The sequence below is a fragment of the Pseudomonas nitroreducens genome (assembly GCF_014204515.1).
Classification (GTDB): Bacteria; Pseudomonadota; Gammaproteobacteria; order Pseudomonadales; family Pseudomonadaceae; genus Pseudomonas; species Pseudomonas nitritireducens_A.
Window position 1 is genome coordinate 356,342 of record NZ_JACHLI010000003.1, and the last position, 22,370, is coordinate 378,711.

The 22,370-nt window shown below is 65.9% G+C and carries 19 protein-coding genes and 1 tRNA gene; 8 read left to right on the forward strand and 12 right to left on the reverse strand.

The window, feature by feature from the left end; all coding sequences use genetic code 11:
* Positions 1-16 precede the first annotated feature (16 nt).
* Entirely contained in the window at positions 17-2,164 is a 2,148-nt protein-coding gene (fadB, locus tag HNP46_RS06525; protein WP_184586958.1) for a fatty acid oxidation complex subunit alpha FadB, read from the reverse strand.
* 474 nt (positions 2,165-2,638) lie between these two features.
* Between fadB and HNP46_RS06530 the strand changes: the two genes are divergently transcribed.
* Positions 2,639-3,445 (forward strand): hypothetical protein, encoded by an 807-nt coding sequence (locus HNP46_RS06530; RefSeq protein ID WP_184586960.1) that lies wholly within the window; start codon positions 2,639-2,641, stop codon positions 3,443-3,445.
* A 5-nt stretch (positions 3,446-3,450) separates the two neighbouring features.
* Here the strand turns inward: HNP46_RS06530 and HNP46_RS06535 are convergent, their stop codons facing one another.
* The gene (locus tag HNP46_RS06535; protein WP_184586962.1) at positions 3,451-3,885 is read right to left on the reverse strand and encodes a hypothetical protein; all 435 of its coding nucleotides are present in this window, start codon (positions 3,883-3,885) and stop codon (positions 3,451-3,453) included.
* A gap of 90 nt (positions 3,886-3,975) precedes the next feature.
* Here HNP46_RS06535 and HNP46_RS06540 point away from each other — a divergent pair, with 90 nt between their 5' ends.
* The gene (locus tag HNP46_RS06540) at positions 3,976-4,416 is read left to right on the forward strand and encodes a universal stress protein (protein WP_184586964.1); all 441 of its coding nucleotides are present in this window, start codon (positions 3,976-3,978) and stop codon (positions 4,414-4,416) included.
* 44 nt (positions 4,417-4,460) lie between these two features.
* Here the strand turns inward: HNP46_RS06540 and HNP46_RS06545 are convergent, their stop codons facing one another.
* Together HNP46_RS06545 and HNP46_RS06550 are read right to left on the reverse strand one after the other, a co-directional pair.
* On the reverse strand, positions 4,461-5,147 hold the full coding sequence (locus HNP46_RS06545) for a DUF6901 family protein (protein ID WP_184586966.1): 687 nt from the start codon (positions 5,145-5,147) through the stop codon (positions 4,461-4,463).
* 67 nt (positions 5,148-5,214) lie between these two features.
* Positions 5,215-7,131, reverse strand: a complete 1,917-nt coding sequence (locus HNP46_RS06550) for an ATP-binding cassette domain-containing protein (RefSeq protein WP_184586968.1) — start codon at positions 7,129-7,131, stop codon at positions 5,215-5,217.
* 211 nt (positions 7,132-7,342) lie between these two features.
* On the opposite strand from HNP46_RS06550, the gene HNP46_RS06555 reads away from it, so the two are divergent.
* On the forward strand, positions 7,343-9,268 hold the full coding sequence (locus HNP46_RS06555; RefSeq protein WP_184586970.1) for a transglycosylase SLT domain-containing protein: 1,926 nt from the start codon (positions 7,343-7,345) through the stop codon (positions 9,266-9,268).
* Positions 9,269-9,330: 62 nt separating this feature from the next.
* Positions 9,331-9,711, forward strand: a complete 381-nt coding sequence (locus tag HNP46_RS06560; RefSeq protein ID WP_184586972.1) for a lysozyme inhibitor LprI family protein — start codon at positions 9,331-9,333, stop codon at positions 9,709-9,711.
* A gap of 91 nt (positions 9,712-9,802) precedes the next feature.
* Here the strand turns inward: HNP46_RS06560 and HNP46_RS06565 are convergent, their stop codons facing one another.
* The 6 genes from HNP46_RS06565 to HNP46_RS06590 all read right to left on the reverse strand — a co-directional run bounded on the left by HNP46_RS06565 (position 9,803) and on the right by HNP46_RS06590 (position 17,853).
* Positions 9,803-10,612, reverse strand: a complete 810-nt coding sequence (locus HNP46_RS06565; RefSeq protein WP_184586975.1) for an MOSC domain-containing protein — start codon at positions 10,610-10,612, stop codon at positions 9,803-9,805.
* Between the two features lie 435 nt (positions 10,613-11,047).
* Positions 11,048-11,977 carry a chemotaxis protein CheV gene (locus tag HNP46_RS06570; protein WP_184586977.1) on the reverse strand — a complete coding sequence of 310 codons (930 nt, stop codon included), beginning with the start codon at positions 11,975-11,977 and terminating at the stop codon, positions 11,048-11,050.
* 113 nt (positions 11,978-12,090) lie between these two features.
* Positions 12,091-13,011: a lipid kinase YegS gene (yegS, locus tag HNP46_RS06575; protein ID WP_184586979.1), complete on the reverse strand. Its 921-nt coding sequence runs from the start codon at positions 13,009-13,011 to the stop codon at positions 12,091-12,093.
* A gap of 78 nt (positions 13,012-13,089) precedes the next feature.
* Positions 13,090-14,649, reverse strand: coding sequence for an FGGY-family carbohydrate kinase (locus HNP46_RS06580; RefSeq protein WP_184586980.1), 1,560 nt, complete (start codon positions 14,647-14,649; stop codon positions 13,090-13,092).
* Between the two features lie 26 nt (positions 14,650-14,675).
* A complete protein-coding gene (locus HNP46_RS06585; RefSeq protein WP_184586982.1) occupies positions 14,676-16,253 on the reverse strand; it encodes a glycerol-3-phosphate dehydrogenase/oxidase in 1,578 nt (525 codons plus the stop codon).
* A 4-nt stretch (positions 16,254-16,257) separates the two neighbouring features.
* The gene (locus tag HNP46_RS06590; RefSeq protein ID WP_184586984.1) at positions 16,258-17,853 is read right to left on the reverse strand and encodes an FAD-binding oxidoreductase; all 1,596 of its coding nucleotides are present in this window, start codon (positions 17,851-17,853) and stop codon (positions 16,258-16,260) included.
* A 135-nt stretch (positions 17,854-17,988) separates the two neighbouring features.
* Here HNP46_RS06590 and HNP46_RS06595 point away from each other — a divergent pair, with 135 nt between their 5' ends.
* The gene (locus HNP46_RS06595; protein WP_184586986.1) at positions 17,989-19,017 is read left to right on the forward strand and encodes an AraC family transcriptional regulator; all 1,029 of its coding nucleotides are present in this window, start codon (positions 17,989-17,991) and stop codon (positions 19,015-19,017) included.
* Between the two features lie 224 nt (positions 19,018-19,241).
* Here HNP46_RS06595 and glp read toward each other — a convergent pair whose 3' ends face one another.
* Together glp and moaB are read right to left on the reverse strand one after the other, a co-directional pair.
* Positions 19,242-20,456: a gephyrin-like molybdotransferase Glp gene (gene glp, locus HNP46_RS06600; protein WP_184586987.1), complete on the reverse strand. Its 1,215-nt coding sequence runs from the start codon at positions 20,454-20,456 to the stop codon at positions 19,242-19,244.
* The gene (gene moaB, locus HNP46_RS06605; protein WP_184586989.1) at positions 20,453-20,992 is read right to left on the reverse strand and encodes a molybdenum cofactor biosynthesis protein B; all 540 of its coding nucleotides are present in this window, start codon (positions 20,990-20,992) and stop codon (positions 20,453-20,455) included. Before moaB ends, glp begins: the two co-directional genes overlap by 4 nt.
* Positions 20,993-21,062: 70 nt before the next feature.
* Between moaB and mobA the strand changes: the two genes are divergently transcribed.
* From mobA to HNP46_RS06620, 3 genes are all read left to right on the forward strand, one after another.
* A complete protein-coding gene (gene mobA / locus HNP46_RS06610) occupies positions 21,063-21,650 on the forward strand; it encodes a molybdenum cofactor guanylyltransferase MobA (RefSeq protein ID WP_184586991.1) in 588 nt (195 codons plus the stop codon).
* Between the two features lie 91 nt (positions 21,651-21,741).
* A complete protein-coding gene (locus tag HNP46_RS06615) occupies positions 21,742-21,963 on the forward strand; it encodes a YgdI/YgdR family lipoprotein (RefSeq protein WP_081519426.1) in 222 nt (73 codons plus the stop codon).
* Between the two features lie 146 nt (positions 21,964-22,109).
* A tRNA-Pro gene (locus HNP46_RS06620) sits at positions 22,110-22,186 on the forward strand.
* The last annotated feature ends 184 nt before the right edge of the window (positions 22,187-22,370 follow it).

Consider the following 22,370-nt stretch of genomic DNA (forward strand, 5'->3'; position numbering starts at 1 on the left):
TCTATTCGTTGCGCACTCAACCGAAGAACTTCTGGCCGTTCTTGGCCATTTCACGCAGCTTCGCGGTCGGGTGGTACAGCGCACCCAGGTCGGCGTACTGGTCGGCCAGTGCGACGAATTCGGCCACACCGATGGAGTCGATGTAACGCAGCGCACCGCCACGGAAGGGAGGGAAGCCGATGCCGTAGATCAGGCCCATGTCGGCCTCGGCAGCGGTTTCGACGATGCCGTCTTCCAGGCAGCGCACAGTTTCCAGGCACAGCGGGATCATCATGTAGTTGATGATGTCCTCGTCGGTCAGCTCGCGCTGCTCGGTGACGATGGACTTCAGCAGCTCATAAGCCTGCGGATCGGTGACCTTCTTCGGCTTGCCGCGCTTGTCGGTCTCGTAGGCGTAGAAGCCCTTGCCGTTCTTCTGGCCCAGGCGGTTGGCGTCGTACATCACGTCGACGGCGGTCTTGCCTTCCACGGCCATGCGGTCCGGGAAGCCTTCAGCCATCACGTCGCGGCCGTGGTGGCCGGTGTCGATGCCGACCACGTCGGACAGGTAGGCCGGGCCCATGGGCCAGCCGAACTTCTCCATGACCTTGTCGATGCGCACGAAGTCCACGCCGAAGCCCAGCAGCTTGGAGAAGCCGCCGAAGTACGGGAACAGCACGCGGTTGACCAGGAAGCCGGGGCAGTCATTCACCACGATGGGGTTCTTGCCCATCTTCTTGGCGTAGGCCACGGTGGTTGCCACGGCGATTTCGCCGGACTTCTCGCCACGGATCACCTCAACCAGCGGCATCATGTGCACCGGGTTGAAGAAGTGCATGCCGACGAAGTTTTCCGGACGCTTGAGCGCCTTGGCCAGCAGGCTGATGGAGATGGTCGAGGTGTTGGACGCGAGGATCGCATCTTCCTTCACCACGCCTTCCACTTCGGCCAGGACGATCTGCTTGACCTTCGGGTTCTCGACCACGGCTTCGACGACGATGTCGACGTTGCCGAAATCACCGTAGGACATGGTCGGGCGAATGGCGTTCAGCGCCTCGGCCATCTTGGCCGGGGTCATGCGGCCTTTTTCGACGCGCTTGCCCAGCAGCTTCGAGGCTTCGTTCAGACCCATCTGGATACCGTCTTCACGGATATCCTTCATCAGGATCGGAGTGCCCTTTGAAGCGGACTGGTAGGCGATACCGCCACCCATGATGCCGGCGCCCAGTACGGCGGCCAGTTTCACGTCCTTGGCGATTTCGTCGTATTGCTTGGCCTTCTTCTTCAGGTCCTGATCGTTCAGGAACAGGCCGATCAGGCTCTGCGCAACGGAGGTCTTGGCCAGTTTCACGAAGCCCTGGGCTTCGATTTCCAGCGCCTTGTCACGACCGAAGTTGGCGGCTTTCTGGATCGACTTGATGGCTTCGACCGGAGCCGGGTAGTTCGGGCCGGCCTGGCCAGCAACGAAGCCCTTGGCGGTCTCGAAGGCCATCATCTGCTCGATGGCGTTCAGCTTGAGCTTTTCCAGCTTCGGCTGACGGCGGGCCTTGTGGTCCAGCTCACCGGCGATGGCGCGCTTGACCAGGTCCAGGGCGGCGGCTTGCAGCTGCTCCGGAGCCACGACGGCATCGACGGCGCCGACTTTCAGCGCGTCTTCAGCACGGTTTTCCTTGCCCGAGGCGATCCATTCGACAGCGTTGTCGCAGCCGATGATGCGCGGCAGGCGGACGGTGCCGCCGAAGCCCGGGTAGATGCCCAGCTTCACTTCCGGCAGGCCGACCTTAGCGGTGGCGCTCATGACCCGGAAGTCGGCCGCCAGGCACATTTCCAGACCGCCGCCCAGGGCGATGCCGTTGATCGCGGCTACGGTCGGAACGTTGAGGTCTTCGAAGTCGCTGAAGATCTTGTTGGCTTCGAGGTTGCCGGCCAGCAGCTCTTCGTCAGGCAGCTTGAAGTTGTCGACGAACTCGGTGATGTCGGCGCCGACGATGAACACGCCCTTGCCGCTGGTCACGATCACGCCCTTGACGGACGCATCGGCCTTGATGGTATCGACTGCTTGGCGCAGTTCATTCAGGGTGAGTCGGTTGAACTTGTTGACGGACTCGCCCTTGAGGTCGAAATTCAGTTCGACGATGCCGCTCTCAAGAGCCTTAACCGTGATGGCTTTACCTTGGTAAATCATCAACTGATCTCCACGCTAGGGAAGCTTGAAATCACACGTCGGACACCGTGTATCGGGACCGTTCGGCAGCGCCGAGGATAGTCCCAAAGCTTGCGGCACACCCGCCGACGCGATAGCCGGGGCGTTCTGACCGAGTCATCGCACGTGGCAAACGCTCGATTCATACGCCCGTTTGATTTGGGTGCGCCCACCTTCTAGCAAAAGCCAATGCTTGTCAATCGGCGAGACGTAACAGTCGCAAAGCGGCCGGGGCGTCTGGCCCGGAGCATTCAGCGCAGCCCTGATGCCCTATTCACCACGCCTATCGTGACAATTGCCACCTGGCACCGGCGTGCCGACAGCCACTGTTCAAACCCCATGGCCCGCGCTAGAGTCGGGCGCAATGGCGATCTGCCTGCTGCCAACACGGGCAGGCGCCTGGAACCTGTGCAAAACAAAACAACAAGAAGCCCATGGCTCCAAGGAGTTGGAACGATGTCCAGCCGTCCGCTCGTGCGTCTGCTGTCTGCGCTCGCGCTCACCGCCCTGCCCCTCATCGCTGCCGCCGACACCGCCAGCGACCTGCTCAACGTCCACCAGACCCGCCTCGCCGCGCAGCGCAGCCTGGGCGACTTCTTCATGTTCAACGCAATGGAAGGCGACCAGAAGTACGCCAAGATGGTCGAAGCCTCGTCGCAGAGTGCCACCGACGCCCTGGCCAAGCTCGGGGAAATGCCCGGCAGCGAATCGAAGCAGCTCAGGAACGATCTGCAGGATGAGTGGAAAGCCTATTCGGCGCAGTTGCATACCCTGACCGGTGCGCTGGACAAGAGCGGCTATACCGACCTGCAACCGGTGGCCGACCTCGCCGCACAGAACCGCAAGCTGCTGGACACCGCCGAGCAGCTCTATACGAAAATCCAGGATGAAAGCGGCAGCAAGGTCCCGCCGCTGACCCAGCAGACCCGCGACCAGAGCCTGCTGATGCAGGACATCGCAGTGGACTACGCCTCGCGCAACGCGTCGGTGGGTGCCAGCTTCTTCGGCGGCGGCGAGGAGCGTCCGCTGGACGACCTGGCCAACCGCTTCGCGATCAATCTGGTGAAACTCCAGCAGGCGCCGCAGACCACCCCGGAGATCGGCCAGGAACTGCGCGGCGTGGCGATCAAGTGGCGCTACATCGAGAAGTCACTGCAGAACTACAACCAGAACAGCGTGCCCTTCCTGATCAACAAGTACTCCGACCGCATCATCGAAGACCTGGAGAAAGTCTCCGATCTCTACGCCGCGCAGCAGAGCTGAACGCTTCACGCATGCTGCTTGAGGAAGCTGGCGACCCGCTCCAGGTCGCTGCTGTCGCCCCGCTCGCCCCAGTACAGCGCGAGGAACTGGGGTGTCGCCTCGACCATGTAGACGTCCCTCGGCAGGCTGGCCAGCGCCTGGGCCAGCTCGGCCGGGGCGCTCGCTTCGCGCCAGCGGTCCAGCCAGACGCCCGGCTCGCTCTGCCAGTAGCACCAGGCATCACGGTTCTTCCCCCGCGCACGGTGGTATTGCGCGCACTGGCGCGGCGGCTGCCGTTCCAGCCAGTGCGGCCATTCCTGCTGCGCCATCTGCATGGCCAGACCCAGGCGCCGCGCCTGCAGGCGCAGGTCCATCTGCCCGCGCTGGCCGCGCGAGGGGATCAGCCAGGTCAGCGGGCTGAGCACCAATGCGATGAGAAGAATTACCATCCACGTGGTCATATCGGTTATACCGGTCAAACAGGTCAAACAGGTCAAGCACGGCCATTGGGGCCATACTGATTGATAACGAGTCCCCCGGAGGAGACGCTCATGCCCTACCAACACATTCTGGTCGCCGTCGACCTTACCGAAGAATGCGACCCGGTGATGAAACGGGCGGTCGCGCTGGCCAAGGCCAATGATGCCCGGCTCTCGGCGGTGCATGTGGTCGAGCCCATGGCCATGGCCTTCGGCGGCGACGTGCCGATGGACCTGTCGATGCTGCAACAGCAGCAGTTCGACCAGGCCAAGGAACGCCTGCACCAGTTCACCCTCACCTACGCCGAGATCACCAGCTCCCAGTGCCACCTGGTCTACGGCCAGCCGCGCCAGGAAATCCACCGCCTGGCCGATGAGCAGAGCTGCGACCTGATCGTGGTCGGCAGCCACGGTCGCCACGGTCTTGCCCTGCTGCTGGGCTCCACCGCCAACGACGTGCTGCACGGCGCGCCCTGCGACGTGCTTGCCGTACGCCTGCAGAAGACCAGTTGAGCCGGCAAAGATAAATCAGCGGGCCCGAACGGGCCCGCTGCGTTTCAGACCCCGAGCATGTCCCCGCTCATCAGCAGCGGCCGCACCTTCTGCAACTGCGCCTCCAGCGAATAGCTCATGCTCGACGCCATGGAGAAGAAGCTGAGGAAAGCCTTCAGGTTCGAGTCGCCATCGCAGGTCTCGTGAATCCGCTGCCAGAATGCCTGGTTCACCAGCTGCAATTGCTGGAACTGCTTCACCAACCCCTTCAGCTCCCAGTCCGCATGCCGCCCTTCACGGAAGTTGAAGTACTGGCGCATCAGGTACAGCGACACCGCGCGCAGGATGAATTCCTGGTTGCTGGCGAACGGCAGGTGCTGTTGCGCCATCGGCTTGAGCCTGCCCAGCAGCGGGCAGGCGCTGGTGGCCATGATCACGCCGAGCAGCGCACGCAGCCCCTCTTCCAGGCCGGCATGCTTGATGTACTCGCGCTCCGGCGTGCGCACCTGCACCGCCACCTTCTTGAAGGCCGGCAGGCCGCGGAAGTCCTCGATCACCCGATGCAGGTCCACCGCCGCCGGGCAGTGCTTGTGCTTCGAGCGATCCAGCGGGCAGTTGCTGCACTGGTTGTAGTCCAGGCGCGTCCAGCGCGGCGCCTGGTCAGCGGTGTGCGGGTCGTAGTGACGTTCCAGTTCGATGCGGTAGCTGAACTCGTGCTCATCATCCAGGGTGATGCGGTACTCGATTGCCATTCGGCCATCCCTAACAGTCTTTGATCAGCGATACGCACACAGCAGGCACATCACCGGACCGAACGGCTCACTCCTCCAGTTCGGCCCAGCGCTCGATCAGTTGGTCCAGCTCCCCCTGCAGCGAACCCAGGCGATCCAGCACCGCCTGCGCCTCGCTCGGCGGACGCTGGTAGAAAGTCGGCGCCGCGGTTTCTGCCTGCAACGCAGCCATTTCCGCCTCCAGGGCCTCGATCTGCCCGGGGATGGCTTCCAGTTCGCGCTGCAGCTTGTAGCTCAGCTTCTTCTTCGGTGCTGCCGCTTCCACCGCAGCCGCCGGAGCGGCTACCGGTGCTTCGGCGACAGGTGCGGCGGCCGGCTTGTCGCCCTTCTCCTCACCCACGCCCAGCAGCTTCGGCGAGCCGCCCTGGCGCAGCCAGTCCTGGTAGCCGCCGACGAATTCGCGCACACGCCCTTCGCCTTCGAACACCAGGGTGCTGGTCACCACGTTGTCGAGGAAGGCCCGGTCGTGGCTGACCATCAGCACGGTGCCGTCGAAGGTCAGCAGCACTTCTTCGAGCAGCTCCAGGGTTTCCACGTCCAGGTCGTTGGTCGGTTCGTCGAGCACCAGCAGGTTGGCCGGCTTGCTGAACAGTTTTGCCAGCAACAGGCGTGCCCGCTCACCGCCGGAGAGCGCCTTCACCGGGGTGCGGGCGCGTTGTGGGGAGAACAGGAAGTCGCCCAGGTAGCTGAGCACGTGGCGATTCTGCCCGTTGATCGTGATGAATTCGCGACCTTCGGAAATGTTGTCGATGACGGTCTTTTCCGGCTCCAGCTGGTGACGCAGCTGGTCAAAATAGGCCACTTCCAGGCGGGTGCCTTCCTTGACGCTGCCGGAAGTCGGCTGCAGGTCGCCCAGCAGCAGCTTGAGCAGGGTGGTCTTGCCGGTGCCGTTGGCGCCCAGCAGGCCGATACGGTCGCCGCGCTGCAGCACCAGGGAGAAATCGCGGATCAGCGCCGGGCCACCCGGATGGGCAAAGCCGGCCTTGTCGACGACTATCACCTGCTTGCCGGACTTCTCCGCCGTCTCCATCTGGAAACTGGCCTTGCCCTGGCGCTCACGGCGCTCGGCGCGCTCGTTGCGCATCGCCTTGAGCGCGCGCACGCGGCCTTCGTTACGGGTGCGGCGGGCCTTGATGCCCTGGCGAATCCACACTTCTTCCTGGGCCAGACGCTTGTCGAAGAGCGCGTTGGCTGCCTCTTCCGCCGCCAGTTCCTGCTCTTTATGCACCAGGAAGCTGGCGTAGTCGCCGTTCCAGTCGATCAGGTGGCCGCGGTCCAGTTCGAGGATGCGGGTGGCCACGGCCTGCAGGAAGGAGCGGTCGTGGGTGATGAACAGCACGGCGCCGGGAAAGTCCGCCAGGGCGTTTTCCAGCCAGGCGATGGCGCCGATGTCCAGGTGGTTGGTCGGCTCGTCCAGCAGCAGCAGGTCCGGCTCGGCGACCAGAGCCTGGGCCAGCAGCACGCGGCGGCGCCAGCCACCGGAGAGCTCGGCGAGGGTCTTGTCGGCCGGCAGCTGCAGGCGGCTCAGGGTGGTGTCCACCAGTTGCCCCAGGCGCCAGCCGTCACGGGCTTCGAGGTCCTGCTGGACGTGCGCGAGCTTGTTCAGGTCCTCTTCGCTTTCGATGTGCATGCTCAGGTGGTGGTAGCGCGCCAGCAGCTCGCCGACCTCGGCCAAGCCTTCGGCGACCACGTCGTAGACGGTACGGTCGTCGGCGCGCGGCAGCTCCTGAGGCAATTCGCCGATCTTCAGCGCCGGGGCACGCCAGATATCGCCGTCATCGGGCTTCTGCTCGCCCTTGACCAGCTTGAGCATGCTCGACTTGCCGGTGCCGTTGCGGCCGATGATGCAGACCCGCTCACCGCGAGCGATCTGCCAGGACACCTTATCCAGCAGCGGAGTGGTGCCAAAGGCGAGGGACACGTCGGTCAATTTGAGCAGGGTCATGAGGGCATCTTCCGTAAAACAGGGCGCGCAGTTTAAGGGAAAGCGCGCAAAAGTCAGAGGGTCGCACACAATCTCGCGCGGCGAGACATGCGTCCGCCTTTGCGCCACGCATTCCGGGCGGCGCTTTCGCCGCCCGCGCGCAACAGGCTAAGCTAGGTGGCAGCGGGCGCGCGCCATTCCTGCGCCCACCGATCATCTTCCCGGAAGAGCCATGCGCGGTCGTCTTTTCTCACTGTTCTCCTGCCTGATCCTCAGCCTGTCCGCCTCGACAGCCAACGCAGCGTCCCTGCCCCAGCAGCGCCAGATGTACGACGAGGCGCAGAAGGCCCTTGCGCGCGGCGACAGCGGTCCCTACTTCGCCTATCAGTCGGCACTGGCTGATTATCCGCTACAGCCGTACCTGGCCTACGACGAGCTGACCAGCCGCCTGAAAAGCGCCAGCAACCCCGAGATCGAGCGCTTCATCGAGCAGCACGGCGACCTGCCGCAGATCAACTGGCTCAAATTGCGCTGGATGCGCCAGCTGGCTGATCGCGGCGACTGGAGCACCTTCGTCCGTTATTACGACCCGAAGATGAACTTCACCGAGCTGGACTGCCTCTACGGCCAGTACCAGCTGGGCCACGGCAAGAAGGCCGAGGGCTACGAGACCGCCGAGAAGCTCTGGCTGGTCGGCAAGCCGCAGCCGGACGCCTGCGACACCACCTTCGCCATGTGGCAGGCCGACGGCCAGCTCACCGAGGAGAAGGTCTGGAAGCGCCTGAAGCTGGCCGCCGAGAAAGGCAACTACAGCCTCGCCACGGTGCTCTCCAAGCGCCTGCCGACCCTCGGCAGCCAGGGCGCACTGATGGTCAATGTCGCGCAGAACCCTGCGCAGCTGAGCCAGACCACCCGCTTCAGCGCCCGCGACCATGCCACCGCCGACGTCGTCGGCCTGGGCCTGCGCCGGCTGGCCAAGCAGGACCCGGAGAAGGCCATCAACCTGCTCGACTACTACAGCTCGGTGCTGCCCTTCTCCAGCGACGAGAAAGTCTCCATCGCCCGTGAGATCGGCCTGAGCCTGGCGCGCCGCTACGACCCGCGCGCCCTGCCGATGATGGTCAAGTACGATCCGCAGCTGCGCGACGACACCGTCACCGAATGGCGCCTGCGCCTGCTGCTGCGCCTGGGGCGCTGGGAAGAAGCCTACGAGCTGACCCGCGCACTGCCGCCGTCGCTGGCCGAGACCAACCGCTGGAAATACTGGCAGGCGCGCTCGCTGCAACTGGCGCAGCCGCAGAACAAGCAGGCTCTCAGCCTGTACAAGCCGGTGGCCGACGAACGTGATTTCTACGGTTTCCTCGCCGCCGACCGGATCAACGCGCCCTACTCGCTGAACAACCGCCCGGTGTCGCCGGATGCTGCGACCATGCAGCGCGTACGCAACGCGCCGAGTACCCGCCGCGCCCTGGAGTTCTACGCCCGTGGCGAGATCATCAACGCCCGCCGCGAGTGGTACCACGCCGCCCGCCACCTGAGCCACGACGAGCTGCTGGCCCAGGCGAAGATCGCCTATGACATGCAGTGGTACTTCCCGGCGATCCGTGCGATCAGCCAGGCCAAGTACTGGGACGACCTCGACATCCGCTTCCCCATGGCCTACCGCAACACCCTGGTGCGTGAAGCGCGCAACCGCGGCCTGCATTCCAGCTGGGTGTTCGCCATTACCCGCCAGGAAAGCGCCTTCATGTCCGATGCGCGCTCCGGCGTCGGCGCCACCGGCCTGATGCAGCTGATGCCGGCCACCGCCAAGGAAACCTCGAAGAAGTTCGGCATCCCACTGGCCTCGCCTCAGCAGCTGATCGTGCCGGACCTGAACATCCAGCTCGGCGCCGCCTACCTGAGCCAGGTGCACGGCCAGTTCAACGGCAACCGCGTGCTCGCCACCGCCGCCTACAACGCCGGCCCCGGCCGCGTGCGACAGTGGCTGAAGGATGCGCGCCATCTGGCGTTCGACGTCTGGGTGGAAACCATCCCGTTCGACGAGACCCGTTCCTACGTGCAGAACGTGCTGTCCTACGCGGTGATCTACGGGCAGAAGCTCAACGCCCCGCAGCCCATCGTCGACTGGCACGAACGCTTCTTCGACGAACTCTGACCCTCTCCACCGCCCGGCAGCCGCCGGGCGGTCTACATCCCCTCAAGGAAAAGGAAGTTCCCATGCGCAAGACCCTGCTGACCGTCACCGCCCTGGCCGCCGGCCTGCTCGGCGCCGATCTGGCCCTGGCCGCCTGCGAAAAGCCGCGCAACGCCTTCGACAGCGTGTACTGCCTGAGCACCGAATACGCCCAGGTCGACCGCGAGCTGAACAACGAATTCGGCACCCTGCGCAAGATGCTCAACGATGGCCAGAAGGCCGCGCTGAAGAAGAGCCAGATCGCCTGGATCAAGGACCGCGATGCGCAGTGCAGCTACGAGCGCGACGGCGGCTACTTCGTCAACCTGCAGTGCGCGGTGGACAAGACCAACGAGCGCCTGGGCGTACTGCGCGAACGTGAGCGTGAGTGCCAGAGCACCGGTTGCGTCGACAGCAAGCTGTAAGACAGAAACGGCGTACAACCGCGAACGGTTGTACGCCCTACGTGAGAGTCTGCTGTAGGGCGCATAACGCTCCGCGTTATGCGCCGGCTCGTTATTCCAGCACTTCCACCGGCATACCCAGCCTAAGCTCGCCACGGTTCTCCGCCACCAGGTTCTGGCCGAACAGCGCTTCGCCATTGACGTTGCGGTAGCCCAGCAGGGTCGCCAGCGGCTCACGGGCGGCATCGCGCTCACCGGTGTGCGGATCGATGGTGGTGAGGATGCAGCGCGAGCAGGGCTTGGCCACCCTGAAGGTGACCTCGCCGATGCGGATGCGCTTCCAGCCGTCCTCGGCGAACGGTTCGGCGCCGGTCACGACGAGGTTCGGGCGGAAGCGCAGCATCTCCAGCGGACGGCCGACCTTGGCCGACAGGTCGTCCAGCGAACCCTGGCCGATCAGCAGCAGCGGGAAGCCGTCGGCGAAGTGCACCTGCTCGCCGGGCTCGGCGTAGGCGGTATCGACCTGTCTCGCGCGCTCCTCGGGAATCTGCACCAGGCGCACTTCGCGACCGAGGAAAGCGCTCAGCCACTGGGCCGCGGCATCACCGGCATCGGGCACCTGCAGCAGGTCGCGCCAGATCATCACGCCGCGCAGGTTGTCGTCGCTGCCCGGCACCGCCACGAGCAGGTCGTCCATGCCCGTAGCGCGCAGCCGCAGCCGCTCGAAACCGTCCTGCCAGCGCGCCTCGATGCGGCCCATCTGCGGCAGCAGGCGCTGGGTCAGGAAACGACCATTGGCGGCCTCCACCACCATCCAGCGTCGATCTCCTTCCAGACCCAGGGCGTCGAGATGGACCGACTCCAGGGATTCATAGGCGGTGGATTTGACCGGGTAGCGGTAGAGCTCGCTGAGGCTGTACATCGCAAGGCTTCCTTTCGGGCGGGCGAAAGGGTCCTTATACGGGGTGGCAGCGACTTCTAGCAATGGCACGAACGGAAAGAGCCAAGGGCCCGTCTCGGCCCTACAACTTTTTGCCTGATGCTTGTGGAGGGGCGAGGCGGATTTCGCGGAGAAGCTCCGCTCCTACAACAGCGAAGCCGTGTTCCAGGTGGATTCTACGCTCGCAATTGCCCTCACCCTAACGCTGTGAGCCGTTCGCCACAGGATGAAACCAGGGCGTCAGCCGGCACTGACTGCCCCCTCTCCCTGAGGGAGAGGGCTGGGGTGAGGGGGGAAGAGCAGGCACAGATTAAGACCGTTACGCCAACACGAGCGACGCCAAGCTCTTCCTGTAGGAGCAGACTCTGTATGCGATCCGTCGGCAGGGCGACGAGCCGATCAATGACGCAGCAGCAATCAGGCAGGGACTTTCTGCAACCGCCGGCGCACCACTTCCACCAACTGATCCGGCTGGAACTTGGAGAGGAAGTCGTCGCAGCCGACCTTCTTCACCATGGCGTCGTTGAAGCTGCCCGACAGCGAGGTGTGCAGCACCACGTAGAGCTCACGCAGGCGCGGGTCGTTACGGATCTCGGTGGTCAGCCGGTAGCCATCCATCTCGGGCATCTCGGCATCGGTGAAGACCATCAGCAGCTTCTCCTCCATGTCGTGGCCTTCATCCGCCCAGCGCTTGAGCTGATTGAGCACGCGCAGGCCATCGGTGGCCACGTGCAGGCGCAGGCCGAGCTGGCCCAGGGTGTCGCGCAGTTGCGCGATGGCGACGCTGGAGTCATCCACCACCAGCACTTCGCGACCACGGGTCTGGCTGAGCAGCCCGTCATCCAGGCGGTCGCTGGAGACGCGGGTGTTCATCGGCACGATCTCGGCCAGGACCTTCTCCACGTCGATCACCTCCACCAGGCGGTCGTCCACCTTGGTGATCGCGGTCAGGTAATGCTGGCGGCCGGCGCCACCGGGCGGCGGCTGGATCGATTCCCAGTTGAGGTTGAGGATGCGCTCCACGCCACCGACCAGGAAGGCCTGCACCGAGCGGTTGTACTCGGTGACGATGATGGTGCTGTTGGCATCCGGGGTCAGCGCGCGCATGCCGATGGCGCGCGACAGGTCGATCACCGGCAGGGTCTGGCCGCGCAGGTTGATCACCCCGCAGATCATCGGGTGCCGCTGCGGGATCAGGGTCAGGCGCGGCAGTTGCAGCACTTCCTGCACCTTGAACACGTTGATCGCGAACTGCTGCCGCCCGGCCAGGCGGAAGACCAGGATTTCCAGGCGGTTCTCGCCTACCAGTTGGGTGCGTTGATCGACAGTGTCGAGAATACCGGCCATGCCTGCTCCAGATTCGGAATGAGTCGTGCGGGAACGCTATCGGCCGTATCTGCCGGAACAAGATACTGGCCTCGCGCCATCATGCACGACTCGTTTCGTTGGAGCCAGTGTGCTCAGCCCTTCGGCGCGTCCAGCCGCCCAGCGGACGAGAGCAGCGGCGAGTCCGCCGGCAGGTGCATGGAAAGTGCTGCCGGGCGCACCTCGAAGCGCAGCTTGCGGCCTTCCAGCGGCTCGCCGTCGAGGTTGACGTCCAGCCCTTCGCGGGCCTCCACCTCAATCCACGGCAGGCGCGCACGGACGAACACGTCCTGGGTGCCGAAACCGCCCCCCAGCAGCGCCCCCAGCGTGCCGACCATGTCCTGCGGGGTTGGCAGGATGCTCAACTCCAGCAAGCCGTCGTCCGCCGTCGCCTGCGGGCAGAGCACATGGCCGCCGCCGGCCTGCCGGCCGTTGCCGATGCCCAGGGCGAGAAACTCGCCCTCCCACTCGAAATCCGGCCCGGTGAAACGTCCCCGGGCGGCGTGCACCTCGGAAAAGCGCGTCAGCCCGGTGAGCAGATAGGCCGCGCCGCCCAGCAGCTTCTTCAGGTCTTCGGGGGTATTGGCGGTGACCTTCGAGCCGAAGCCGCCGGTGGCCATGTTGAGGAACATCTGCCCGTCCACCTCGCCCAAATCGATGGGCCGTGCCGGCGAGTCGAGCAGCGCCAGCGCGCCGGCCGGCTCCAGGGGTACACCGGCAGCGCGGGCGAAATCATTGGCGGTGCCCAGCGGCAGGATCGCCAGGCTGGCCTTGCCGCCGGCTTGCGCCAGCGCTTCGGCGACATCGCGCACGGTGCCATCGCCACCCCCGGCGATCAGCGTGGTGTAACCCGCGGCCAGCCCCTCCTCCACCAGCCGCCGGGCGTCGCCGCCCTCCCAGGTCACCCTTACATCCAGCGTCCTGCCGGCCTCGCGCGCGGCCAGCACGGCGGCACGCACCTCTTCGTTGGCGGCTTGCTTGCCGTGCAGGATCAGCAGGGCCTTGGCTTGCGTCATGGTGGGTTTCCTCCCGGTGAGTCCATTGGCTAAGGACTCAGACTAGCGCGAAGCCATTTCCTCCCACTTGTTTTGCCGTCAGGCCGGGTAGCCGGTGATCTCGCGAATACTCTGGTACAGCGGCTTGAGCTGCTTGTACATGCGCTGGTAGACCTCGCCGTACAGACGCTCGTAGGTGCGCTGCGCCTCGGGATCGGGCTGGAACACCTCGCCGACGCGGGTCATGGCGGCGATGGCGCTGGAAAAGTCCGGATACAGCCCCAACCCCACCGCGCAATCGATGGCCGCGCCCAGGCCGGAAGCCTCGTAGACGTGCGGACGCTCCGCCGGCAGGCCGAAGATATCGGCGGTGAGCTGCATCGCCGCGTCGCTCTGCGAGCCGCCGCCGGCCACGCGCAGGCGCTGGATACGGGTGCCGGAGCGCTTCTCGATGCGCTCCTTGCCCTGGCGCAGCGCGTAGGCCAGGCCTTCGAGGATGGCGCGATAGATGTGCGCGCGGGTGTGCACGTCGCCGAAGCCGATGATCGAGCCCTTGGCCTCCAGCCCCGGTTCACGGATGCCGGGCGTCCAGTAGGGTTGCAGCATCAGGCCCATGGAGCCGGCCGGCACGCTGTTGACCAGTTCGTCGAACAGCTTCTCCGGCTCGATGCCCAGTTCCTGCGCGCGCTGCATCTCGCGCAGGCCGAATTCGCGCTTGAACCAGCTGACCATCCAGAAGCCGCGGTAGATCATCACCTCGGTGTTGAAGTGATCGGGGATCGCCGCCGGGTACGGCGGGATCAGCGGGATGGTTTCCAGGTAGCGCGCGCGGGTGGTGTTGATGGTCGCTGTGGTGCCGTAGGACAGGCAGGCCACGCTCGGGTCGATGGCGCCGGCGCCGAGCACTTCGCAGGCCTTGTCGGCGCCGGCGGCGATCAGCGGCAGGCCCTTGGGAATCCCGGTCAGGCGGCTGGCCTCGGCGCTGATCTCGCCCAGCTTCTCGCCCGGTTTGAACAGCTCCGGCAGCTGCTCGCGGCGCACGTCCAGCACCTGCCATTTCCAGTCGCGCGGCGCGGCCCACTGCAGTTTCTTGTAGTCGAACGGCAGGTAGGCGACGCTGCAGGCCACCGAATCCACGTAGCGGCCGCACAGGCGCTGGGTGAGGAAGCCGGAGAGCAGCAGCACCTTGTGGGTACGCTGGTGAAGGTCCGGCTGCTGCTGGGCGACCCAGTTCACTTCGGCCTGGGTGCGGAAGTAGTCCACCGCGCCCTGGGCGCCCACCAGCTTGAACAGCCAGCCCCAGGGGCCCTTGATCGAACCTTCCAGCTCGGCGCGGCGCTGGTCCAGCCAGATGATCGCCGGGCGCAGTGCCTGCCCCGCTTCGTCGACGTGGATCACCGTGCCGCGCTGGGTGGTCAGCGAGACGCCACGGATGCGGCTGCGGTCGATATCGACACTGGCCCACAGGCGCTGGCAGGCCACCCCCAGCTGCTCCCAGTAATAATCCGGATGCTGTTCGGCCCAGCCGGGCTGCGAAGAGAAATAGGCTTCCAGCTCGACCTTGCCCTTGCCCACCAGGTTGCCCTGGAGATCGAAGAGCAGCGCGCGCACGCTCTGGGTGCCATTGTCGATGGCCAGCAGGTAGTTGTTGTTATCCATGGGGCTCTTGGTCAATGGGGCTTCGGTCAGTTTGGAAGGCTGTAGCAGCGACGCCACAGCGCCAGGTAGTCCTGTTCTTCGCGTTTCCAGCGCGCGTCGTCCCAGCCCAGGCGTGGCTGGCACAGCGCGCGAATCCTCGGCAGTTCATGGGCGCCGCCGTCGGCCAGCAGCAGGCCGATGCGGGTGCGGCGCAGCAGCAGGTCATCCAGGTGCAGCACCAGTTCGCCTTCGGCCGCCCAGGCCAGTTCGGCCCACAGCGAGTCGGTGTGGCCGATGCATTCGCTGCCCACGGCTTTCAGCACCCGTGCCAGTTCCGGCAGTGCGCGACCGTGGCGGCCACGCAGACGGGTCTGCTGGGGTGGCGTGAGGCCGGGCAGATCGACACTTTCAACCGGCTCGAAGACCTGCTCGCCAGCCGCCTCCAGCGGGCGCTCCAGCATCGGCGCACAGGCCGCCAGCACTTCCAGCGCCAGCAGGCGGAAGGTGGTGAGCTTGCCGCCGGCCAGGGTCACGCAGCCGGGCTCGACCCACAGCGCGTGCTCGCGTTTCTCGTCCGACGGCTTGAGCGATGGCGCGCCATCGCTGACCACCGGGCGTACGCCGGCCCAGGTGGAGCGCACGTCCGCCGCGCTGATCTGCGCGGAGGGGAACTGCTGGGCGCAGGCCGCCAGCAGGTAATCCACTTCGTCGCGGCTGATGGCCGCGTCGTCATCCAGCGTGTCGCGGTGATCCAGATCGGTGGTACCGACCACGGTCGCGCCTTCCCAGGGGAAGACGAACACCGGGCGCTTGTCCTGTCCGTGCATGAAGCTGAAGGCGTGGGCCACCGGCAGCCGCCAGGCCGGCAACAGCAGATGGCTGCCGCGCAACGGGCGGATGTGTTCGCTGCCGTGCTTCTTCCTGAGCGCGTCGGCCCAGGCACCGGTGGCCAATGCCACGGCGCGGGCCGTGAAGGTGAAGCGCTGGCCGGTTTCGCTGTCTTCGGCGACCAGCCCCTGTACGCGACCGTCGCGGCGATCCAGCTCGATCACCTTCAGACCGTTCAGCGCTTCGCCGCCTTCACCGCGCGCTTCGCCGAGCACGCGCATCACCAGGCGTGCGTCGTCTGTAACCGCATCCTGAAACTGCGTGCCACCCAGCAGCCGATCTTCCTTCAAGCCCGGCGCCAGGTAGCGCAGTTCCTCCAGGCGATGGAACAGGTGGTTGCGTCGCCCCGCCAGCGCGTCGTACAGCGACAGCAAGGTGCCGAACACCCGCGGGCCGGGGAAGCCACCCTGGTAGTGCGGCATGATGAAGCTCAGCGGATCGACCAGCCCCGGCGCCTCGCCCAGCAGGCGCTGGCGCTCGCGCACCGAGTCGCGGGTCAGGCCGAACTGACCCTTGGCGATGTAGCGCAGGCCGCCATGGACCATCTTCGAGGAGCGGCTGGAGGTGCCCCAGGCGAAGTCGCGCTGCTCGATCAGCAGGCAGCGCCAGCCGCGCCGCGCCGCCTCGCGCAGGATGCCGGCGCCGGTGATGCCACCGCCGACCACGATCAGGTCCCAGTCGCGCGCCGCCAGCTCCGGCAGCGCCTGCGCGCGCCAGGCTGCGTTCCAGGCAGGCATGGGCTCAGTCCTGCAGCAGGGTGCCGGGGTTCAGCCGGCCGGACGGGTCGAAATGCCCGGCCAGCGCCTTGATCGCGGCCATGCCCAGCGGGCCCTTCTCCACCGGCAGGTAGGGCGCGTGGTCCTTGCCCACGCCGTGCTGGTGGCTGATGGTGCCGCGGTTATTGGCGATGGTCTGGCTGGCGGCATGCTTGAGCTTCTGCCAGCGCTCATGCGTCTGGGCATAACTGCCAGCCGGACGGAACACGTAGGTGGTGTAGATGCTCGAGCCTTCGCCGTAAACGTGGGACAGGTGGGTGAACACGTGCACGCGTTCGCCTTCGGCGGCCAGGCCTTCGCGCAGGCTGGCTTCGATGCGGTTGAGCAGGTTGTCGACGTTGGACCAGTCGGTGGCGGTTTCCAGGGTGTCAACCACGTAGCCGTTCTCCCACAGCGCCTCGCGCAGGTAGGGGAAGCGGAAGCGGTTCTGCGCCCATTTCCTGCCCAGCAGGGTGCCGGTGAACACGCCGCCAAAGGCCTTGAGAATACGCCGCGCGGCGCGCAGCGAAGTGGCGTTCTGTGCCCGATCACCCGTAACGCCGAAGGTCAGCATGCACTTGCCCTCGGCCGCACCGCGCAGCTTCAGGTAGCGCTCCAGCCAGGCCATCTGCCCCGGATGGCCGGCCAGGGCCAGTTGGGTAGTGGTTTCCACGGCATTCGACAGGCGCAGCATGGACAGCGGAACGCGCGCCTGCACCAGGGTGCGGATGCCTTCCAGCGCCTGTTCCCAGGACGGCAGGAACACAGCGTAGAAACGCTCGTCCTCAGCGATGCGCGTCACCCGCACCTTCACCGACGAGAGAATGCCGAAGCGGCCTTCGGAACCCATCACCACTTCGCGCAGATCGGGGCCGGCGGAGGATGCCGGGAAGGTCGGGATATCCAGGCTGCCGGCGAAGGTTTCCAGGATACCGCCGGCGAACAGCTGCTCGATGCGCCCATAGCGCAGCGATTGCTGGCCACTGGAGCGGCTGGCGACCCAACCGCCGAGGGTCGAAAGCTCCCAGGACTGCGGGAAGTGGCCAAGGGTATAGCCACGGGCGCGCAGCTGGCTTTCCACCTGCGGGCCGTTGGCGCCGGGGCCGAAGGTGGCGATCAGGCTCTGTTCGTCCAGCTCCAGCAGGCGGTTCATGTGCTCCAGGGAAACCGTGAGCACCGCCTTGTCCGATGCGGGCGGGTTGATATGGCCGGCCACCGAGGTGCCGCCGCCGTAGGGGATCACCAGGCAATCCCAGAGCTCGGCGAACTTCAGCAGCTCACGGATCTGCTCGGCGGTCTGCGGGTAGGCCACGCCATCGGGGAACACGCCGAATTCGCCCTCGCGCATCGCCAGCCAGTCCGGCAGGCTCTGGCCGCGTGCGTGCAGCAGGCGGTCGCGGGCTTCGCGCACCACCAGCGGGTGCTCGGGCAGGCGCGAGGCCGGCACCTTGGCCAGCACCTGCTCCAGCGTGGCGTCCGGCAGGGTCAGGCCCGGGCCGACCAGCTCGGCGAGAAAACCGCGCCCGTTGTCGGGCAGCTCCACCACCGTCGTTTCTTCACCCCAGCCGTTCCAGCGCCGCATTCCCCGCTCCTCTCGCATTGGCTATTTCGATGCCGTCTAATGGCTGCCTATACTAGCCAGCCGCCCTGCCCTGTCACTGTCGGATCAAGCCAGGCGCAGTTGCCGATCGAGACACCCAGAACAAGAACGAGAGCCATGCATTCCCTCGGCTATACCTCCGTCCCCGCCCTGCTGAAATACCTGCGCCACGCCGAGTCCCTCGGCATGGACCTGGACGACGCCCTCAAGGCCGCGGGCCTTGTGCGCTCGCAGCTGAGCGACAACAGCCAGCGCCTGCCCAGCGAGGCCCACGAGCGCCTGCTGCAGCACCTCTGCGCGCACTCGGGCGACCCGCTGTTCGGCCTGCATTCGGCGCGCTTCGTGCAGCCGGGCTCCTGGAGCGTGCTGGGCTACATCACCATGAACTGCGCCAACCTCGGCGAAGCCATGGGCCGCATCATTCCTTACGAAAAACTGGTCGGCGACATGGGCGTCAGCCGCCTGGAGCCGGGTGAAGGCCACATCAAGCTGATCTGGAACTGCCGCCACGAGGCCGCGCAGATCCGCCGGCACATGGTGGAGAACGTGCTGGCGTCGTGGCTGCTGTATGCGCGCTGGATCGCCGACACCAATGGCTCGCCCCAGGAGGTCTGGTTCGAACATGCGCAGCCCGAAGGCACCGACATCGCCGAGTACGAGCAGCTGTTCGGCTGCCCGGTGCGCTTCGAGCAAGCCTTCAGCGCCCTGCTGGTACCCCTGCACCTGCTGGCCTACCCGCTGCGCCAGGCCGACGCCAACCTGCTGCGCACCCTGGAAGAACACGCCCTGGCGCTGATGGCCGAACTGGACGACGACGAGCCGCTGCCGCTGCGGGTGAAGAACGCCCTGCGCCTGCTGCTCAAGGATGGCCTGCCGCGCAAGGAGCGCGTCGCCGAGCGCTTCGAGATGACCGTGCGCACCCTGCAGCGCCACCTGCAGCAGGCCGGCACCAGCTACCAGCAGATCCTCGACGAACTGCGCCAGGAGCTCGCCGAGCACTACCTGGTGCACAGCGACCTGCCGATCCAGGACATCGCCCAGTACCTGGGCTTCACCGAATCGCGCTCGTTCCACCGCAGCTTCAAGGGCTGGACCGACCAGACGCCGGGCGAGTATCGCCAGCAGCATAAAAAAACGCCGGTCTGAGACCGGCGTTTTTCATGGTTTGCCGCCAGCGGGCAGGCTCGGCGTAGGAGCGGACTGCGTCCGCGATCGGCATCAGGCCGGCCTGTCGGCCGGTTCGCGGATGAATCCGCTCCTGCAAATGCGCGAGCGCGGTGCTGAATCTGCAGGAGCGAGCTTGCTCGCGAACCGCTTCACACCGGAGCAAGGAATCTTCGCGAGCAAGCTCGCTCCTACGAAAAACAGACTCAGTCGAGCAACTCGCTGAACGGAATGAAGGTCAGCCAATCGCCCTCGACCAGGGTCGTCCCCTCGCGTACCTCAGCCAGCCCCTCGGCCCAGGCCGCGCTGCGCAGCACGCCGGAGCTCTGGTTGGCATAGGGCACCGCGCGGCCATTCTCCAGGCGTGCGCGCAGGTATTCGCGGCGGTTGCCCGGCTTGCTCCAGTTGAAGCCCGCCGGCACCTGCAGGCGCAGCGGCTCGACCTTCTGCATGCCCAGGCGACGCATCAGGTAGGGTCGCGCCAGCAGCGCGAAGGTCACCAGGGTGGAGGCAGGGTTGCCCGGCAGGCCGATCACCGGTACCTGCTGGTAATGTCCGACGGTGAGCGGCTTGCCCGGCTTGATCGCCAGCTTCCACAGCGCCAGTTCGCCCGCTTCGCGCAGGGCCGCGCCGAGGAAGTCCGCCTCGCCGACGGACACACCGCCGGTGGAAAGGATCAGGTCCACGTCCGACAGGCCGGCCAACGCCGCACGGGTACGCTCCAGATCATCCGGGAGGATGCCGGCATCGACTACTTCGCAGCCAAAGCGCTGCAGCCAGGTGCGCAGCAGGTGGCGGTTGCTGTTGTAGATCTGCCCCAGCGCCAGCGGCTGGCCCGGCTCGACCAGCTCATCGCCGGTGGACAACAGCGCTACGCGCGGACGGCGACGCACCTTCAGCTCGGCATGCCCCAGCGAGGCGGCCAGACCGATCTCGATCGGCCCCAGGCGCGTGCCGGCCGGCAGCACGCAGTCGCCCTTGCGGGTTTCCTGGCCTTGCGGACGGATGTGCTGGCCCACTTCAAGGGCTTCGAGAAAGCGCACACGGCCGTCTTCCAGCACTTCGACGTTTTCCTGCATCTCGACGCAATCGGCGCCCTCGGGCACTGGCGCGCCGGTGAAGATGCGCACGCAGGTGCCCGGCTGCAACGGCTCACCCGCCTGGCCAGCAAAGATCTTCTGGCTGACCGGCAGCGCTTCGCCCTGCCAGTCGACCTGGCGCAAGGCGTAGCCGTCCATGGCGCTGTTCGGCCACGGCGGCAGGTCCAGCCCGGCGAGCAGCGGCTCGGCCAGCACGCGGCCATCCGCCTCGCCCAGCGACAAGGTATCGGTTTCGAGGATCGGGGATTGCTCAGCCAGCGTCAGCAGACGCGCCAGGGCGTCCTCGACGGGCAGCAGGCCCGGCTTGTCGCAGCAGCTCATCCGCGGCTCTCGCAGGGCGCCGCCTTCTTCAGGTGCGGGACGAAGTTGCACGGACGGTGGCTGGCGTCCAGCTGCTCGGCGAGGATGCCGTCCCAGGCAGTGCGGCAGGCGTTGGTGGAGCCCGGCAGGCAGCAGACCAGGGTACCGTTGGACATTCCGGCCAGGGCGCGGGACTGCACGGTGGAGGTGCCGATGTCGGCCACGGAAATCTGCCGGAACAGCTCGCCGAAACCGTCCACCACCTTGTCCAGCAGGCAGGCCACGGCTTCCGGGGTGCTGTCGCGGCCGGTGAAGCCGGTGCCGCCGGTCACCAGCACCACCTGCACTTCGTCCTCGGCGATCCAGGTCGCGACCTGAGCGCGGATGCGGTAGAGGTCATCCTTGAGCAGGACGCGGGCAGCCAGGTTATGACCGGCGGCCTTCAGGCGGTCGACGAACAGCTGGCCGGAGGTGTCGGTTTCCACGGTGCGGGTGTCGCTGACGGTGAGGACGGCGATGTTCAGCGGGACGAATGGCTGCTCGGCCTTGTGGCTCATGATGAGGGCCCTTGCTTGTGAGGTGGGAATGCGCGGTGTTATATCACAGGCCCGCTCTGGAGACCCTGACATGCCACAAGCCCCGCTGCCCCCCTGTTCCGTCCTGATTCTCGCCGGTGGGCGCGGCCTGCGCATGGGCGGCCAGGACAAGGGCCTGCTGGAATGGCAGGGCCGTCCGCTGGCGAGCTACGCCGTCGACCTGGCCCGGCCCCTGGGGGATGACCTGATCATCTCCTGCAACCGCAACCAGGAGCGCTACGCCGCCTATGCCGACCGCCTGGTGCAGGACGACAGCCCGGACTTCCCCGGCCCGCTGACCGGCATCCGCGCCGGCCTGGCCGTCGCCCGCCACTCGCACCTGCTGGTGCTGCCCTGCGACGCGCCGCTGCTGGACAGCGAACTGCTGCAGCGCCTGCTGCGCGCTTCGGTCGCAGAGCCTGACGTCGTGCACATGCTGCGCAGGGCCGAACAGTGGGAGCCGTTGTTCTGCATCGTGCCGGTGGCGATGCGCGAGGGAGTGGAGCAAGCTTGGCAGGCGGGGGATCGCAGCCCGCGCCATGCCTTCCTGAAACTTGGCCTGAAGGCGGTGGATTGCCCGGCCGACGAGCCGCGCCTGGCCAACTTCAACACGCCCGAGCTGCTCTATCACGGTCGATAGCGACGCGTTCGAAAATTTTCCGGGAACTATGGTGCAAAGGCCCCGGTCAGACTTTTCGTACTTTTTTGTTCGCTCATCAGGAGATTCACCCATGAACAAACGGATGCTTCCCGCTTTCCTGCTCGCCCTGGGCTTTAGCGTGCTCGCTGGTTGCTCCACCCCGTCCGTCATCACCCTGAACGATGGACGCGAGATTCAGTCGGTCGACAAACCCAAGTACGACGAAGAATCCGGCTTCTATGAGTTCGAACAGCTGGATGGCAAAACCGCCCGTGTGAACAAGGATCAGGTGCGTACCGTCAAGGACCTGTGATTCTTCCGGCGATGAAAACGCCCCGCAGGCCCTGACGGTCTGCGGGGCGTTCGCGTTTTACCGGGGGGGGGCGAAAGCTTTTTTCAATTATTTTTCGCTAACCCCTTGTGCATCAAAAGTTTTTCGGTAGAATGCGCGCCATCAAACGGAGCGTAGCGCAGCTTGGTAGCGCGTCTCGTTCGGGACGAGAAGGTCGCTGGTTCGAATCCAGTCGCTCCGACCAAATCCCGAAAAACCCGCCTTACGGCGGGTTTTTTATTGCCTGCGTTTTTCCTTCGCAAGACCGTCAGGCAGAAAAAAGCCCGTCCACCGTGAACTGACCCCCAGATGTTGGACACCAACTCTGAGGGGTCCACATGGCAAGGCATGATGGGAAGTTCAAGCTAGAGGTGGCGCGCCACTATGTG